The sequence below is a fragment of the Pseudomonas sp. USHLN015 genome, from assembly GCF_037153275.1.
In the GTDB taxonomy this organism is placed as follows: Bacteria; Pseudomonadota; Gammaproteobacteria; order Pseudomonadales; family Pseudomonadaceae; genus Metapseudomonas; species Metapseudomonas tohonis.
Genome location: NZ_JBBCKP010000018.1, coordinates 40,517 through 56,875, shown reverse-complemented (window position 1 = coordinate 56,875; position 16,359 = coordinate 40,517). Strand labels below are relative to the sequence as shown.

The following is a 16,359-nucleotide window of genomic DNA, read 5'->3' as shown; positions in this document are numbered from 1 at the left end:
AGCAAACGCAGGTTGTAAAAAAGCGGGATGACGTTTTGAACCGTCACCCCGCTTTTTTATCTGAGCCATTCTGCGTAACTTTTAGTGGACACACTAAAGCTGCAGCTTACAGGAGAAGCCTTTTTCGGTCCACCGTGGAGTAGGACCTTTTGGCGGTTTCAGCGCAAGCCGAGCACATCCTGCATGTCATAGAGGCTCGCTTCCCGACCGTCCAGCCAAAGCGCCGCGCGAACCGCGCCACGAGCGAAGGTCATGCGGCTCGATGCCTTGTGGGTGATCTCAACGCGCTCGCCATCCGCCGCGAAGAGCACGGTGTGATCACCGACCACATCGCCAGCGCGAACAGTGGCGAAACCGATGGTTTCGCGCGGACGGGCACCGGTCTGGCCTTCACGCCCATAGACCGCCACCTTCTCCAGATCACGCCCGAGCGCACTGGCAACGACTTCGCCCATGCGCAGGGCGGTACCGGACGGTGCGTCGACCTTGTGGCGGTGATGGGCCTCGATGATCTCGATATCCACGTCATCCCCCAGCACACGGGCAGCCGTGTCGAGCAGCTTCAGGCAGAGGTTCACGCCGACGCTGTAGTTGGCGGCGAAGACGATCGGGATTTCCTTGGCCGCCGCGCTCAGCAACTCCTTCTCCTGCTGGGAGAAGCCGGTGGTGCCGATCACCATGGCCTTGCCTGCCTTGCGGCAGATTTCCAGGTTCTTGAGGGTCACGGTCGGGTGGGTGAAGTCGATCAGCACGTCGAACTCGTCGATCACCTTGCCCAGATCCCCCGACAGCGGCACACCGATGCGGCCGAGCCCCGCCAGCTCACCGGCATCGGCCCCTACCAGGGTGCTGTCCGGGCGATCGATCGCCGCGGTCAGACCGGCACTACCGCCGGTCTGCTGGACCGCCTCGATCAGGATCTTGCCCATGCGCCCGGCGGCGCCCATCACTGCAATACGTCGCATACACAAAGCTCCAAGCTGCAAGCTCAGGCCGCAGGCGCCGCTCGTCGAGTCTTCGCCTGCAGCCTGGGCCGGGATGTCAAAGATCGCCGAAGAAGCGTTTCATGCCTTCGAACCAGCTACTGGCCTTGGGCGAATGGGAGCCGTCGTTCTGCAGGGACTTGCGGAACTCCTCGAGCAGCTCGCGCTGGCGCTTGTCGAGGTTGACCGGAGTCTCGACCACGACGCGACACATCAGGTCGCCCGCACCACCACCACGCACCGGGGCCACGCCCTTGCCGCGCAGACGGAACAGCTTGCCGGTCTGGGTCGCTTCCGGAATCTTCAGCTTGACCCGACCATCGAGGGTCGGCACTTCCAGCTCGCCACCCAGGGCGGCGTCGGCGAAGCTGATCGGCACTTCGCAGTACAGGTGCTTGCCGTCGCGCTGGAAGATGGGGTGCTCACGCACGTTGACCACAACGTACAGGTCGCCGGCCGGCCCACCCATGGCGCCAGCCTCGCCCTCGCCGGACAGGCGGATGCGATCGCCGGTGTCCACGCCAGCCGGCACTTTCACCGACAGGGTCTTGTGTTCCTCGACGCGCCCCTGCCCGTGGCAGCTGCCGCAGGGATCGGAAATCATCTTGCCGGTGCCGTGGCAGCGCGGGCAGGTCTGCTGGACCGAGAAGAACCCCTGCTGCATGCGCACCTGGCCGATGCCGCCGCACGTGGTGCAGGTGACGGGGCTGGTGCCCTTCTTGGCGCCAGAGCCTTCGCAGGTCTTGCAGTTGACCAGGGTCGGCACGCGAATGGTGACGGTGGTACCGCGCACCGCTTCTTCCAGGTCCAGCTCCAGGGTGTAGCGCAGGTCGCTGCCACGCTGGGCACCGCCACGCTGGCCGCCGCGCTGGCCACCGAAGAAGTCGCTGAAGACGTCGCCGAAGATGTCGGAGAAGCTGGCGCCGCCGAAGCCCGCACCACCGCCCGCGCCCATCTGCGGATCGACACCGGCATGGCCGTACTGGTCGTACGCCGCGCGCTTGCTGGCATCGGAGAGCACTTCGTAGGCCTCGTTGGCCTCCTTGAATTTCTCTTCGGCAGCCTTGTCGTCCGGATTGCGGTCCGGGTGGTACTTCATGGCCAGACGACGATAAGCCTTCTTCAGCTCAGCCTCGCTGGCGCCCCGCTCGACACCGAGGATTTCGTAAAAGTCACGTTTAGCCATTGGTTCTCTGCACTCTTCAAATTTCGCGCCCTCCAGACACGCCGACGCGGGAGCAAGCTCCCGCGCGGCGCATCAACCTGCGGGGCTGGGCCCGGCAGGCAGGAGAGCAAGCAAGCCTGACGCTTACTTGTTGTCCTTGACCTCTTCGAACTCGGCGTCGACGGCATCATCGGATGCCTTGTCTTCGCCGGCCGGAGCACCTTCACCCGCCTGGGGCTGTTCGGCATACATCTTCTGCGCCAGCGGAGTGGAAGCCTGGGACAGCGCGTTCATCTTGGCTTCGATCTCGGCCTTGTCGTCGCCCTTCACGGCAACTTCCAGCTCACCCAGCGCCTTCTCGATGGCCGCCTTCTCGTCGGCAGTGGCCTTGTCGCCGGCCTCGGTGACCATCTTGCGGGTCGCATGGACCAGCGCGTCACCCTGGTTGCGGGCGGCGGCCAGCTCTTCGAATTTGCGATCCTCCTCGGCATTGGCCTCGGCGTCACGCACCATCTGCTGGATTTCGTCCTCGGACAGGCCGGAGTTGGCCTTGATCACGATGGACTGCTGCTTGCCGGTGGCCTTGTCCTTGGCGGACACGTGCAGGATGCCGTTGGCGTCGATGTCGAAAGTCACCTCGATCTGCGGCACGCCACGCGGAGCCGGCGGGATTTCGGCCAGGTCGAACTTGCCCAGGGACTTGTTCTGGGTGGCCTGCTTGCGCTCGCCCTGCAGCACGTGGATGGTCACGGCAGACTGGTTGTCATCGGCAGTGGAGAACACCTGCGACTTCTTGGTCGGGATGGTGGTGTTCTTCTCGATCAGCGCAGTCATCACGCCACCCAGGGTCTCGATACCCAGGGTCAGCGGGGATACGTCGAGCAGCAGCACGTCCTTCACGTCACCGGACAGCACGGCGCCCTGGATGGCGGCACCGATGGCCACGGCTTCGTCCGGGTTGACGTCCTTGCGCGCTTCCTTGCCGAAGAAGTCGGCGACCTGCTTCTGCACCAGCGGCATGCGGGTCTGGCCACCAACGAGGATCACCTCGTGGATGTCGCCCACGTCCAGGCCGGCGTCCTTCAGGGCGATGCGGCACGGCTCGATGGTACGAGCGACCAGGTCCTCGACCAGGGCTTCCAGCTTGGCGCGGGAAATCTTCACGTTGAGGTGCTTCGGACCGGTCTGGTCTGCGGTGATGTACGGCAGGTTGACGTCGGTCTGCTGGCTGGAGGACAGCTCGATCTTGGCCTTCTCGGCGGCTTCCTTCAGGCGCTGCATGGCCAGGGGGTCGCCCTTGAGGTCCATGCCGGATTCTTTCTTGAACTCGTCGACGAGGTAGTCGATCAGGCGGATGTCGAAGTCCTCACCACCCAGGAAGGTGTCGCCGTTGGTGGCCAGAACCTCGAACTGGTGCTCGCCGTCGACTTCGGCGATCTCGATCACCGACACGTCGAAGGTACCGCCACCCAGGTCATAGACGATCACGGTGTGGTCGCCCTTGGCCTTGTCCATGCCATAGGCCAGCGCGGCCGCAGTCGGCTCGTTGATGATGCGCTTGACGTCGAGGCCGGCGATGCGACCGGCATCCTTGGTGGCCTGGCGCTGGCTGTCGTTGAAGTAGGCCGGAACGGTGATCACCGCTTCGGTCACGGTCTCGCCGAGGTAGTCTTCGGCGGTCTTCTTCATCTTCTTCAGCACTTCCGCGGAAATCTGCGGCGGCGCCATCTTCTGGCCCTTCACCTCGACCCAGGCGTCACCGTTGTCGGCCTTGGCGATCTTGTAGGGGACCATCTTGATGTCTTTCTGCACGACGTCTTCTTCGAAGCGACGACCGATCAGGCGCTTCACGGCATACAGGGTGTTGTGCGGGTTGGTGACCGCCTGGCGCTTGGCGGACTGGCCGACGAGGATCTCGCCGTCGTTGGTGTAAGCGATGATCGACGGCGTGGTGCGAGTGCCTTCGGCGTTCTCGATCACCTTGACGTTGCCGTTCTCCAGGATGGCGACGCAGGAGTTGGTGGTCCCCAGGTCGATACCGATGATTTTGCCCATGTTCTCTCTCCCGAAACTTTGGATTTGCCGAGACCCCGTTTCACTGGTCGCGGCAGCATGAATACGCTTGGTTAAACAGATGGGGGCCGCAGCCCGGATTTCAAGCCTGCTCGTCGATGGACGGCGGCACTTCGGCCGGCGCCTTGCTGACCACCACCATGGCGGGGCGCAGCAGGCGACCGTTGAGCAGGTAGCCCTTCTGGAACACCTTGAGCACGGTGCCCGGTTCTACATGGGTGCTTTCCTGCATCGCCATCGCCTGATGGTGTTCCGGATTGAACGGCGCACCATGAGGATCGACCGCCTCGAGCTGGTAGCGCTTGAGGGTGTCGTGGAACAGCTTGAGAGTCAGTTCCATGCCCTCGCGCACCGGTTTGATGGCCTCGTCCTCGGCGCTGCTCAGCTCCAGGCCGCGCTCGAGGCTGTCCACCACCGGCAACAGGTCATTGGCGAATTTCTCCAGCGCGAACTTGTGCGCCTTCTCCACATCCTGCTCGGCGCGCCGGCGGATGTTCTGCAACTCGGCGGCAACGCGCAGGGACTGATCCTGGGCCGCGGCCAACTGCTCTTCCAGCGTCTGCACACGGGTCACGAGGTCTTCGCCGCCGGCGGCCTCGGTAGCGGTGTTCGCCTCAGGGTTCTGGTTGTCCAGGGTCTGTTCGTCAGCCATGCGTTCCTCCTTTCAAAAACGGGCCGGGTAATAACCCGGCGATCTGTCCGCCTATATGGGGTCGCAATTTGTCGGTTCAAGGGGGCGGGGTGATTGTCAGGCGGAAAACAAACACTGTATAAATACCCAGCCATCGCCCTGGGAGTGCCGCCATGCTGGTCCACCTTTCCGTTCACAACTACGCCATCGTCGAACACCTGGATCTCGAACTCGCCGGCGGCATGTCGGTGATCACCGGCGAGACCGGCGCGGGCAAGTCGATCATGCTCGACGCCCTGGGCCTGGCCCTGGGCGATCGTGCCGACAGCGGCGTGGTAAGGCCGGGAGCGGACAAGGCGGACATCCTCGCCAGCTTCGATCTGCACGACATTCCCGAGGCCCGCACCTGGCTCGCCGAACGCGACCTGGACAACGACGGCCCTTGCATCCTGCGCCGGGTCATCACCGCCGAAGGCCGCTCGCGCGCCTATATAAACGGCACCCCCTGCCCCCAGGGCGACCTCAAGACCCTCGGCGAGCTGCTGATCGACATCCACAGCCAGCACGAACACCAGTCGCTGCTCAAGCTCGACACCCATCGTCGCCTGCTGGACGAATTCGCCGGTGCCAGCGAGCTGGCGCGCCAGGTGCAACTCGCCGCGCAACGCTGGAAGCAGACCCGCCAGGAACTGGAACGCCTCTCCCGCAGCGGCGAAGAACAACGCGCCCGCCACCAGTTGCTCAGCTACCAGTTGGAAGAGCTGGAGAATCTTGCCCTCGGCGACTGCGAGCTCGACCAGTTGGAGCAGGAGCACAAGAACCTCTCCAACGCCGAAAGCCTGCTCGCAGGCTGCCGCCAAGTGCTGGACATGTGCAGCGAGAGCGACGCGGGCAACGTGCTCAGCGCCCTCACCTCCAGCCTCAACCGCCTGACCGCCTTCAACACCCAGCAAGGCGCCATCGCCGAAGCCGTCAACCTGCTGGCCAGCGCGCAGATCCAGGTGGAGGAAGCGGTCGGCGAGATCAATCGCTTCATCGATCATTTCGACGCCGACCCGCAACGCCAGCAGCAACTGGAGGAGCGCCTCGACACCATCTACACGCTCGCGCGCAAACACCGCGTTCATCCAAGCGAACTGGCCAGCCTGCAGCAATCGCTGCTGGAGGAGATCGAAGCGCTGAATGCGGATGACGAAGCGGTCGAGCGCCTGACTGAAGAGCTCGCTTCCTACACCCGCCACTACCAGGCCAAGGCCGGAGAACTCAGCAAGCTGCGTGGCAAATCCGCCGGCAAGCTGGCCAAGGCAGTGGAAGCCGAGATGCAGCGCCTGGGCATGCCCGGCGGACGCTTCACCATCGAGCTACACCCGATCCAGAGCCAGGACCCGCAGGCCAACGGCCTGGAGCAGGTCGAATTCCTGGTCAGCGCCAACCCCGGCCAACCTCTCAAGGCCCTGGCCAAGGTCGCCTCGGGTGGCGAGCTGTCGCGCATCAGCCTGGCTATCCAGGTCATCACCGCGCAGACATCCCGCGTCCCAACACTGGTGTTCGACGAAGTGGACGTGGGCATCGGCGGCCCCACCGCGGAAGTCGTCGGCCAGTTGCTGCGCCGGCTCGGTGAGCGCGGCCAGGTGCTCACCGTGACGCACCTGCCGCAAGTGGCGGCGCAAGGCCACAACCACCTGTTCGTGCACAAGGTGCGCGGCAGCAAGGAAACCCGCACCGCCGTGACCAACCTCACCGAGGCGGCGCGCATCGAAGAAATCGCCCGCATGCTCGGCGGCCTGGACCTCACCGAAGAGTCCATCGCCCACGCCAGGAAGATGGTCACCAGCGCACAGGGCTGACGCCTTTCACAACCCATAAATGAAAAAGGCGACTCGCAAGTCGCCTTTTTCCATTTACTGGTGCAGCGCGCTTATTTCTTCTTGCGCACGTACAGCACCAGATTGTGATCGACCAACTCGAAGCCGTGCTCCTTGACGATCTCTTTCTGGCGTTTTTCGATTTCGGTGTCGAAGAACTCGATCACCTCACCGCTGTCGACGCAGACCATGTGGTCGTGGTGACCGCCATCGGCAAGCTCGAATACGGCATGGCCACCATCGAAATTGTGGCGTACCACGAGGCCGGCTGCCTCGAATTGGGTCAGCACGCGGTAAACGGTTGCCAGCCCCACGTCTTCACCCGCTTCCATCAGGGCCTTGTAGACATCTTCGGCACTCATGTGGCGCTGTTCGGTGGAGTCAAGCATCTGCAGGATCTTGACCCGGGGCAGGGTCACCTTCAGGCCAGCTTTGCGAAGTTCGTTATTTTCAACCATGGTCAGCTTTCTCATGGACGCTGCTTCGCAGCTTCCCTTAATGCGGGTATGATCGGATTTTCGTTGCCCAGCCAAGATAGTGGAAGTCACCCACCGATGCAAAACACCAAGCTCTTGCTGACCAGCCTCACATTTGCAGGCCTGGTCGCACTCGCCGGCTGTTCATTCCCCGGGGTTTACAAAATCGACATCCAGCAGGGCAATGTCGTGACGCAGGACATGATAGACCAGTTGAAGCCCGGAATGACCCGGCGGCAAGTGAGGTTTATCATGGGCAACCCGCTGATCACCGACACCTTCCACGCCAACCGCTGGGACTATCTCTACAGCATCCAGCCGGGTGGCGGCGAACGCCAGCAGGAACGCGTCAGCCTGGTGTTCGACGGCAGCGATCAGCTGATCGGCCTGGCAGGTGACTTCATGCCGGGCGTGAGCCGTGACGAAGCCATCCTCGGCAGCGACGGCAACACCGAAGTGAAGAGCGAGAAGCCTGCCCAGCAACAGCAGGAAGAGAAGCCGAAACCCGGCTCGCTGCTCGAGCAGATCCAGCAGGAAGTAGACAAGGTGGAAACCGTGCCGGTGCCCACGCCCGAGCCGCTGGAAACCTCGCCACAGTAAACGCTGCGCAGAAAAAAGCCCGGACTGGTTCCGGGCTTTTTCTTGGGCGCCTGTCAGGCCAACCGGCAGCTATTCCTCCGCCGCCCTCGCCTGGGCCGCACGGGCGGCGCGCGCCTTGCGAACCTCCTTCGGGTCGGCCAGCAGCGGGCGGTAGACCTCGACGCGGTCCCCCTCCTCCAGCACCCGCTCCTCGGGATTGGCCAGCGCCTTGCCGAAGATGCCCAGCGGGCAGCTCGCCAGGTCCAGCTCGGGGAACTCCGCAGCCAGGCCCGACGCCATCACGGCCGCGCGCGCCGTGGTGCCAGAGGCCACATCCAGGCCAAGCAGGCGCTGACGCTCGGCCAGCGCGCAAACGACCTCGACTCGGATCGACTCAGCCATGAAGCTGCTTGGCCCGCTGGCAAAAGGCGTCGACCAGGGTGTTGGCAGCCTGGTTGAACAGCGGCCCGAGTGTCGCCTTGACGATGGGGCCGGCGTAGTCGAAAGACAGGTCCAGGCTGATCTTGCAGGCCTTCTCGCCCAGCGGCTTGAAATTCCACACGCCGTGCAGTTCGGTGAAGGGCCCCTCCTCCAGGTTCATCTCGATCACCTGCCCCTGCACCAGCCGGTTGCGGGTGACGAAGCGCTGGCTGATCCCGCCCTTGGCCACGCCGAGGCTGGCGACCATCTCGGTCTCGCTGGCCTGCAGCACTTCACTGGTGGAGCACCAGGGCAGGAACTCGGGGTACCTCGCCACGTCGTTGACCAGATCGTAAAGCGCCTGCGCAGGGTACGGCAGCAGAGCGGAGCGCTGGATATGGGTGGTCATCTGGGCCTCTGATCGTCGGTCAGTCGGCTGCGCCTGAGCGAGCAACACGGCTGGTCAAAAAAAGAGCGCGCATTGTCAGGGATTCACCCCTTGCGCTCAAGCCTACGCCGCCGTAGCGGCCACGCCTGGGACTCCCTATAATGCCGCGCCTATGGCTAAGCAAAAGAAACATCCCCAAGGCTCCATCGCGCAGAACAAGAAGGCTCTGCATGACTACTTCGTCGAACAGCGGTTCGAGGCGGGCCTCGCCCTCGCCGGCTGGGAAGTCAAGAGTCTGCGTGCCGGCAAGGCCCAACTGGTGGACAGCTACGTGTTGCTCAAGGACGGCGAAGCCTGGTTGCTCGGCAGCAACTTCACGCCCCTGAAAACCGCCAGCACCCACGTGATCGCCGACCCCGTCCGCACCCGCAAGCTGCTCCTGCACAAGCGCGAACTGAGCAAGCTGATCGGCGCCGTCCAGCAGAAGGGCTACGCCTGCGTAGCGCTGTCGCTGTACTGGAAGGCCCACCTGATCAAGTGCGAGATCGCACTGGTGAAGGGCAAGAAGGAATTCGACAAGCGCGCCACCGAGAAGGAACGCGACTCCGATCGCGAGATCGCTCGCGTCATGCGCACCAAGGGCAAGGAAGACTGAGCGCCGCTCCGGCGCCAGTCACCCGCACCATCCCTTCAGGCCAGCGACCTCATATCCCCTGCCTGCGCTGCGCACGCTCCATGCGGCGCGCTTCCAGCTGCCCTTCCGCCAGCACCTCCTGCACGTAGTCGATGTGCTGGTGCGAAATCTCCCTCGCCTCCTCCGCACGGCGCTCGATGATCGCCTCGAACAGGGCCCGGTGCTGCTTCATCAGCATGTCGCGGGTCTCGTCGCGCTGCAGGTACATGCCTCCGATATTGGTGACCACATTGTGCTTGAGCAGTTCGAACAGGCCGCGAATGGTGTGCAGCAGCACGGCGTTGTGGCTGGCCTCGGCGATCGCCAGGTGGAAACGCGCATCCGCCGCCCCCTCGTCCTCGCGGCTCGCCTTGCTGCCGGGCATATAGCAGGCCTGCAAGGTCTCGAAGGCTTCACGCAGGCGCTCATGATCGACGGACGTCGCGCGCTGCGCCGCGTAGAAGGCGCATGAGCCCTCCAGGGTGTGGCGGAACTCCAGCAAATCGCGCTGGGCATCCGGATTGCCCTCCAGCAGCGACAGCAAAGGGTCGCTGAAGGTGGAGCCGAGCTCCGCGGAAACGTAGTTGCCGCCGCCCTGGCGACTGACCAGCAAGCCCCTGGCCACAAGCTTCTGGATCGCCTCGCGCAGCGACGGCCGGGACACCCCGAACTGCTCCGCCAGCAGGCGTTCTGCGGGCAGCCGCTCGCCGGCCTTCAAAGTGCCCTCGAGGATCATCGACTCCAGGTGACTGACGATGTCATCCGACAGACGGCGCTGACGCACCTGACCAAATCCCATACCCCTCCCGACTCACTTCCACAGCCCATCCGGGCAGTCTGGCGCGGCAGCCCGCGCATATCCGGCGGCAGCCTAACCAGCCCCCGCCCGGCACACAAGAAAAGCCCGATCACAACCCTCTCGACCAAAGTTGTAGGACAGGAAATTGACATGCGCACGGTAAGACTTTTACCCTGAGCCGTCGATTTTGTAAATTGGTATTACCAATTTCGACGAAGTACGCCAGATCCGGCCAATGCCTGCTGCAACGTCAAAAGCGTCGCGCCCACCCGGACGGCCCACAGGCACTCCAAAAACAATTACGGAGCCAACCACCATGCAAGCATGGCAACAGATCTACACCCCTCTCGGCAGCCTCGGCCTGTCCGCTGCCGTCGCCGTGATCCCGATCGTGTTCTTCTTCCTCGCCCTCGCCGTGTTCCGCCTCAAGGGCCACATCGCTGGCACCATTACCCTGGCGCTGGCACTTGCCGTCGCCATCTTCGCCTTCAACATGCCCGCCGACATGGCCTTCGCCGCGGCCGGCTACGGCTTCGCCTACGGTCTCTGGCCGATCGCCTGGATCATCGTCGCGGCGGTGTTCCTCTACAAACTCACGGTCAAGAGCGGCCAGTTCGAAGTGATCCGCAGCTCGGTGCTGTCGATCACCGATGACCAGCGCCTGCAGGTGCTGCTCATCGGCTTCTCCTTCGGCGCCTTCCTCGAAGGTGCCGCCGGTTTCGGTGCCCCGGTGGCCATCACCGCCGCCCTGCTGGTGGGCCTGGGCTTCAACCCGCTCTACGCCGCCGGCCTGTGCCTGATCGCCAACACCGCACCGGTGGCCTTCGGCGCCTTGGGCATTCCGATCATCGTCGCCGGCCAGGTCACCGGCATCGACGCTTTCAAGATCGGCGCCATGACCGGCCGCCAGTTGCCCTTCCTGTCGATCCTCGTGCCCTTCTGGCTGGTAGCGATGATGGACGGCTGGCGCGGTGTGAAGGAAACCTGGCCCGCCGCCCTGGTAGCCGGTGGCAGCTTCGCCGTCACCCAGTACTTCACCTCCAACTTCATCGGCCCGGAACTGCCGGATATCACCTCGGCCCTGGTCAGCCTGATTTCCCTCACCCTGTTCCTCAAGGTCTGGCAACCGGCCCGCGCGCAAAACGCAGAAGTGGTCGGCGTCTCCGGCGGCGCAGCGGTGCTCGGTGGCTTCGGCGGCCCGCGCAGCACCACGCCCTCGCCCTACGGCTTCGGCGAGATCCTCAAGGCCTGGTCGCCCTTCCTGATCCTCACCGTGCTGGTGACCATCTGGACCCTCAAGCCCTTCAAGGCGATGTTCGCCCCGGGCGGCGCACTGGAGCAGTTCGTCTTCATGTTCGCCATCCCGCACCTGGACCAGCTCGTACTGAAAGGCGCGCCCATCGTGGCCACCACCACGGCCATGCCGGCGGTGTTCAAGCTCGACCCGATCTCCGCCACCGGTACCGCGATCTTCTTCTCCGCGCTGCTGTCGATGCTGGTACTCAAGGTCAATGTTAAAAATGGTCTGACCACTTTTGGCGAAACCCTGGTAGAACTGAAATGGCCGATCCTGTCCATCGGCATGGTGCTGGCCTTCGCCTTCGTCACCAACTACTCGGGCATGTCCACCACCCTGGCACTGGTCCTGGCCGGCACCGGAGCGGCCTTCCCGTTCTTCTCGCCCTTCCTCGGCTGGCTGGGGGTCTTCCTGACCGGCTCGGACACCTCGTCCAACGCCCTGTTCAGCTCCCTGCAAGCCACCACCGCGCACCAGATCGGCGTCAACGACACCTTGCTGGTGGCCGCCAACACCAGCGGCGGCGTGACCGGCAAGATGATCTCGCCGCAGTCCATCGCGGTGGCCTGCGCCGCCACCGGCATGGTCGGCAAGGAGTCGGACCTGTTCCGCTTCACCCTGAAGCACAGCCTGATCTTCGCCGCCCTGGTCGGCCTGATCACGCTGGCGCAGGCCTACGTCTTCACCGGCATGCTGGTTCACTGACCGTGCCCTGATCGGCTGCGCGTCGGCGATACGGCGTTGGAAATGGCCTCGGAGATGCTCACCTACAGTCGTAGGCTCCGCTCCCTCGGCCATTTCCGCCTTGTCTCGCTCTAGCTCGCTCGATCCAAACTTTTCTCTCAGACGGAAGAGCCCATGATCATCTCCGCCTCCACCGACTACCGCGCCGCCGCCCAGCGCAAGCTGCCGCCCTTCCTGTTCCACTACATCGATGGCGGCGCCTACGCCGAGTACACGATGCGGCGCAACGTCGAGGACCTCTCCGCCATCGCCCTGCGCCAGCGGGTGTTGAGGAACATGTCCGAGCTCAGCCTCGAGACCCAGCTGTTCGGCGAGACCCTCGCCATGCCCGTGGCCCTGGCCCCGGTGGGCCTGACCGGCATGTACGCCCGTCGTGGCGAAGTGCAGGCAGCCAAGGCGGCGGCGGACAAAGGCATCCCCTTCACCCTGTCCACCGTCTCGGTGTGCCCCATCGAGGAAGTCGCCCCGGCCATCCAGCGTCCCATGTGGTTCCAGCTCTACGTGCTCAAGGACCGCGGCTTCATGAAGAACGCCCTGGAACGCGCCAAGGCCGCCGGCGTCACCACCCTGGTGTTCACCGTCGACATGCCCGTGCCCGGCGCCCGCTACCGCGACGCCCACTCCGGCATGAGCGGCCCCAACGCCCCGCTGCGTCGCGTGCTGCAAGCCATGACCCACCCCGCCTGGGCCTGGGACGTCGGCCTGCTGGGCAAGCCCCACGACCTCGGCAACATCTCCGCCTACCGTGGTGACCCCACCGGCCTGGCCGACTACATCGGCTGGCTCGGCGCCAACTTCGACCCGTCCATCTCCTGGAAGGACCTGGAATGGATCCGTGAATTCTGGGACGGCCCCATGGTCATTAAGGGCATCCTCGACCCCGAGGACGCCCGTGACGCGGTCACCTTCGGCGCCGACGGCATCGTCGTCTCCAACCATGGCGGCCGCCAGCTCGACGGCGTGCTCTCCAGCGCCCGCGCCCTGCCCGCCATTGCCGACGCGGTGAAGGGTGAGCTGAAGATCCTCGCCGACTCCGGCATCCGCACCGGCCTCGACGTGGTGCGCATGCTCGCCCTCGGCGCCGACACCGTGATGCTCGGCCGTGCTTTCGTCTACGCCCTGGCCGCCGCCGGTGGTGCCGGTGTCAGCAACCTGCTGGAGTTGATCGACAAGGAAATGCGCGTGGCCATGGTGCTCACCGGCGCCAAGAGCATCGCCGAAATCAGTGCCGACTCGCTGGTACGCGAACTCGGCCGCTGACCCGCGGCACCTTATAGAGAACCGACGAGGCCGCTCGAGCGGCCCGCGCCCACCGTTGATGACAGGACCCGACCGATGAGCCTGCCCGCCGCCTTCCTCCAGACCGCCGAACGCCTGATCCCCCGCGATCGGCGCTTCGACGATCCGCTCTCCACCCTGGCCTTCGGCACCGACGCCAGTTTCTACCGGCTGATCCCCAAGCTGGTGGTACGCGTCGAAAGCGAAGCCGAAGTGGTCGGGCTGCTGCGCGCCGCCCACGCCGAACAGGTGCCCGTCACCTTCCGCGCCGCCGGCACCAGCCTCTCCGGCCAGGCCATCAGCGACTCGGTGCTGATCGTCCTCGGTGACAACTGGAACGGCCGCGACATCCGCAAGGGCGGCGAGCAGATCCGCCTGCAGCCCGGCGTCATCGGCGCCCAGGCCAACGCCTGGCTCGCCCCCTACGGCCGCAAGATCGGCCCCGACCCGGCCTCCATCAACGCCTGCAAGATCGGCGGCATCGTCGCCAACAACGCCAGCGGCATGTGCTGCGGCACCGCCCAGAACAGCTACCACACCCTCGCCGGCCTGCGCCTGGTGCTGGCCGACGGCACCCTGCTCGACAGCGAGGACCCGGTCAGCGTCGCCGCCTTCCACGCCACCCACGGTGCGTTGCTGGAACGCCTCGGCGAACTGGGCCGGCAGACCCGAGACAACCCCGAGCTGGCCGCCAGGATCCGCCACAAGTACCGCCTGAAGAACACCACCGGCCTGTCCCTCAACGCCCTGGTGGACTACGACCAACCGCTGGACATCCTCACCCACCTGCTGGTGGGTTCCGAAGGCACCCTCGGCTTCATCAGCGCGGTGACCTACGACACCGTGCCCGAGCACCCGCACAAGGCCTCCGCGCTGATCGTCTTCCCCGACGTGGAAACCTGCTGCCGCGCCGTCCCCGTGCTCAAGCAGCAACCGGTCTCCGCCGTCGAACTGCTGGACCGCCGCAGCCTGCGCTCCGTGCAGGACAAGCCCGGCATGCCCACCTGGGTCAAGGCCCTGTCCGCCAGCGCCTGCGCCCTGCTGATCGAATCCCGCGCCGCCAGCGCCAGCCTGCTGCACGAGCAACTGGCACGCATCAGCGCCTCCATCGCCGACTTCCCGGTGGAGCAGAAGGTCGACTTCAGCGAAGACCCGGTCGTCTACAACCAGCTGTGGAAGATCCGCAAGGACACCTTCCCCGCCGTCGGCGCCGTGCGCCAGACCGGCACCACGGTGATCATCGAAGACGTCACCTTCCCCGTCGAACAGCTCGCCGCCGGCGTCAACCGCCTGATCGAGCTGTTCGACAAGCACCGCTACGACGAGGCCATCCTCTTCGGCCACGCCCTGGAAGGAAATCTGCACTTCGTCTTCACCCAGGGCTTCGACAGCCCCGAACAGGTCGCCCGCTACGACGCCTTCATGCAGGACGTCGCCCAACTGGTCGCCGTGGAATTCGGCGGCGCCCTAAAGGCCGAACACGGCACCGGCCGCAACATGGCGCCCTTCGTCGAACTGGAATGGGGCAGCGACGCCTACCAACTGATGTGGCAGCTCAAGCGCCTGCTCGACCCCACCGGCATCCTCAACCCCGGCGTCATCCTCAGCGACGACCGCGAACTGCACCTGAAGAACCTCAAGCCGCTGCCCGCCGCCGACGAGATCGTCGACAAGTGCATCGAATGCGGCTTCTGCGAGCCGGTCTGCCCCTCCAAGGGCCTGACCCTCAGCCCCCGCCAGCGCATCGTCATCTGGCGCGACATCCAGGCGCGCAAGCGCGCCGGCATCGACACCCGCGAACTGGAGGCAGCCTTCGCCTACCAGGGCGTCGACACCTGTGCCGCCACCGGCCTCTGCGCCCAGCGCTGCCCGGTGGGCATCAACACCGGCGACCTGGTGCGCAAGCTGCGTGGCAACGCGGCCCACCACGCCGGCAGCGCCGACTGGCTCGCCGGCCACTTCGCCACCGCGCTCAAGGGCGCACGCCTGACCCTACGCCTGGCCGACGGCGCACGCCGCCTGCTGGGCGCGCCGCTGCTGGAGAAAACCTCCGGCACCCTGCGCCGCCTCTCCGCCGGGCGCCTGCCGCAATGGACGCCCGCCCTGCCCCAGGCCGCCAAGCCCATCTCGTTCACCCCGCCGGCCCACGACGCCCGCCCCCGCGTGGTCTACCTGGCCGCCTGCGTATCCCGCGCCATGGGCCCCGCCGCCAGCGATGGCGAACAGGTGCCGCTGGTGGACAAGACCCGCATGCTGCTGGAAAAGGCCGGCTACCAGGTGGTCTTCCCCGCGCAGCTGGAAAGCCTCTGCTGCGGCCAGCCCTTCGCCTCCAAGGGCTACGCCGGGCAGGCCGAAGCCAAGCGTCGGGAAATGATCGACGCCCTGCTGGAAGCCAGTCGCGGCGGCCTCGACCCCATCTACTGCGACACCAGCCCCTGCACCCTGCGCCTGGTGCAGGACGGCCTCGACTCGCGCCTGGACCTGTTCGACCCGGTGCGCTTCATCCGCACCCACCTGCTCGACCGCCTGGAGTTCACCCCCCAGGACAAGCCCATCGCCGTGCACGTCACCTGCAGTACCCAGCACCTGGGCGAATCCCAGGGCCTGATCGACCTGGTGCGCCGCTGCACCCGCCAGGTGGTGGTGCCCGAAGGCATCCACTGCTGCGGCTTCGCCGGCGACAAGGGCTTCACCACCCCGGAGCTCAACGCCCACTCGCTGCGCAGCCTGAAAGACGCCGTGCAGGTCTGCGAGGAAGGCATCTCCACCAGCCGCACCTGCGAGATCGGCCTCACCCAGCATGGCGGCATCGACTACCACGGCCTGGTCTACCTGGTGGACCGCGTCACCCGCCCCCGGGCCATCTGAACCTCAAGCTGCCGTGCATCGCACGGATTGCGCCCCGCCCTGTGCGGGGCTTTTTTTGCTCGGCAAAATCGCCTCCCCCCGCCTCCCCGCCAAGCGAAACGGCAAGTCGGACGCAATCCG

The 16,359-nt window shown here is 65.2% G+C and carries 14 protein-coding genes; 6 read left to right on the top strand and 8 right to left on the bottom strand.

The window, feature by feature from the left end:
- Window positions 1-158: 158 nt before the first annotated feature.
- From dapB to grpE, 4 genes are all read right to left on the bottom strand, one after another.
- A complete protein-coding gene (dapB, locus tag WFQ67_RS28730) occupies window positions 159-965 on the bottom strand; it encodes a 4-hydroxy-tetrahydrodipicolinate reductase (protein WP_337058876.1) in 807 nt (268 codons plus the stop codon).
- Between the two features lie 76 nt (window positions 966-1,041).
- Window positions 1,042-2,169 carry a molecular chaperone DnaJ gene (gene dnaJ / locus WFQ67_RS28725; protein ID WP_021222329.1) on the bottom strand — a complete coding sequence of 376 codons (1,128 nt, stop codon included), beginning with the start codon at window positions 2,167-2,169 and terminating at the stop codon, window positions 1,042-1,044.
- A gap of 123 nt (window positions 2,170-2,292) precedes the next feature.
- Window positions 2,293-4,203, bottom strand: a complete 1,911-nt coding sequence (dnaK, locus tag WFQ67_RS28720; RefSeq protein WP_173178988.1) for a molecular chaperone DnaK — start codon at window positions 4,201-4,203, stop codon at window positions 2,293-2,295.
- Window positions 4,204-4,303: 100 nt separating this feature from the next.
- Window positions 4,304-4,873 carry a nucleotide exchange factor GrpE gene (grpE, locus tag WFQ67_RS28715; RefSeq protein ID WP_111260178.1) on the bottom strand — a complete coding sequence of 190 codons (570 nt, stop codon included), beginning with the start codon at window positions 4,871-4,873 and terminating at the stop codon, window positions 4,304-4,306.
- Between the two features lie 152 nt (window positions 4,874-5,025).
- Between grpE and recN the strand changes: the two genes are divergently transcribed.
- Entirely contained in the window at window positions 5,026-6,699 is a 1,674-nt protein-coding gene (gene recN, locus WFQ67_RS28710; RefSeq protein WP_337058875.1) for a DNA repair protein RecN, read from the top strand.
- Between the two features lie 71 nt (window positions 6,700-6,770).
- Here recN and fur read toward each other — a convergent pair whose 3' ends face one another.
- Window positions 6,771-7,175 (bottom strand): ferric iron uptake transcriptional regulator, encoded by a 405-nt coding sequence (fur, locus tag WFQ67_RS28705; protein ID WP_021222333.1) that lies wholly within the window; start codon window positions 7,173-7,175, stop codon window positions 6,771-6,773.
- A gap of 96 nt (window positions 7,176-7,271) precedes the next feature.
- On the opposite strand from fur, the gene WFQ67_RS28700 reads away from it, so the two are divergent.
- Window positions 7,272-7,793, top strand: coding sequence for an outer membrane protein assembly factor BamE (locus WFQ67_RS28700; protein ID WP_111260180.1), 522 nt, complete (start codon window positions 7,272-7,274; stop codon window positions 7,791-7,793).
- 69 nt (window positions 7,794-7,862) lie between these two features.
- On the opposite strand, the gene WFQ67_RS28695 is transcribed toward WFQ67_RS28700, so the two are convergent.
- Entirely contained in the window at window positions 7,863-8,174 is a 312-nt protein-coding gene (locus WFQ67_RS28695) for an RnfH family protein (RefSeq protein ID WP_271104067.1), read from the bottom strand.
- The gene (locus WFQ67_RS28690) at window positions 8,167-8,601 is read right to left on the bottom strand and encodes a type II toxin-antitoxin system RatA family toxin (protein WP_337058874.1); all 435 of its coding nucleotides are present in this window, start codon (window positions 8,599-8,601) and stop codon (window positions 8,167-8,169) included. The genes WFQ67_RS28695 and WFQ67_RS28690 overlap by 8 nt, the downstream gene beginning before the upstream one ends.
- Before the next feature lie 151 nt (window positions 8,602-8,752).
- Here WFQ67_RS28690 and smpB point away from each other — a divergent pair, with 151 nt between their 5' ends.
- Window positions 8,753-9,235 (top strand): SsrA-binding protein SmpB, encoded by a 483-nt coding sequence (smpB, locus tag WFQ67_RS28685; RefSeq protein ID WP_337058873.1) that lies wholly within the window; start codon window positions 8,753-8,755, stop codon window positions 9,233-9,235.
- Window positions 9,236-9,284: 49 nt separating this feature from the next.
- Here the strand turns inward: smpB and WFQ67_RS28680 are convergent, their stop codons facing one another.
- Entirely contained in the window at window positions 9,285-10,052 is a 768-nt protein-coding gene (locus WFQ67_RS28680) for an FCD domain-containing protein (protein WP_337058872.1), read from the bottom strand.
- A gap of 316 nt (window positions 10,053-10,368) precedes the next feature.
- On the opposite strand from WFQ67_RS28680, the gene WFQ67_RS28675 reads away from it, so the two are divergent.
- The 3 genes from WFQ67_RS28675 to WFQ67_RS28665 all read left to right on the top strand — a co-directional run bounded on the left by WFQ67_RS28675 (window position 10,369) and on the right by WFQ67_RS28665 (window position 16,239).
- Window positions 10,369-12,054, top strand: a complete 1,686-nt coding sequence (locus WFQ67_RS28675; RefSeq protein WP_337058871.1) for a lactate permease LctP family transporter — start codon at window positions 10,369-10,371, stop codon at window positions 12,052-12,054.
- A gap of 153 nt (window positions 12,055-12,207) precedes the next feature.
- A complete protein-coding gene (gene lldD, locus WFQ67_RS28670; protein ID WP_337058870.1) occupies window positions 12,208-13,353 on the top strand; it encodes an FMN-dependent L-lactate dehydrogenase LldD in 1,146 nt (381 codons plus the stop codon).
- A gap of 75 nt (window positions 13,354-13,428) precedes the next feature.
- On the top strand, window positions 13,429-16,239 hold the full coding sequence (locus tag WFQ67_RS28665; RefSeq protein WP_337058869.1) for an FAD-binding and (Fe-S)-binding domain-containing protein: 2,811 nt from the start codon (window positions 13,429-13,431) through the stop codon (window positions 16,237-16,239).
- Window positions 16,240-16,359: the final 120 nt, after the last annotated feature.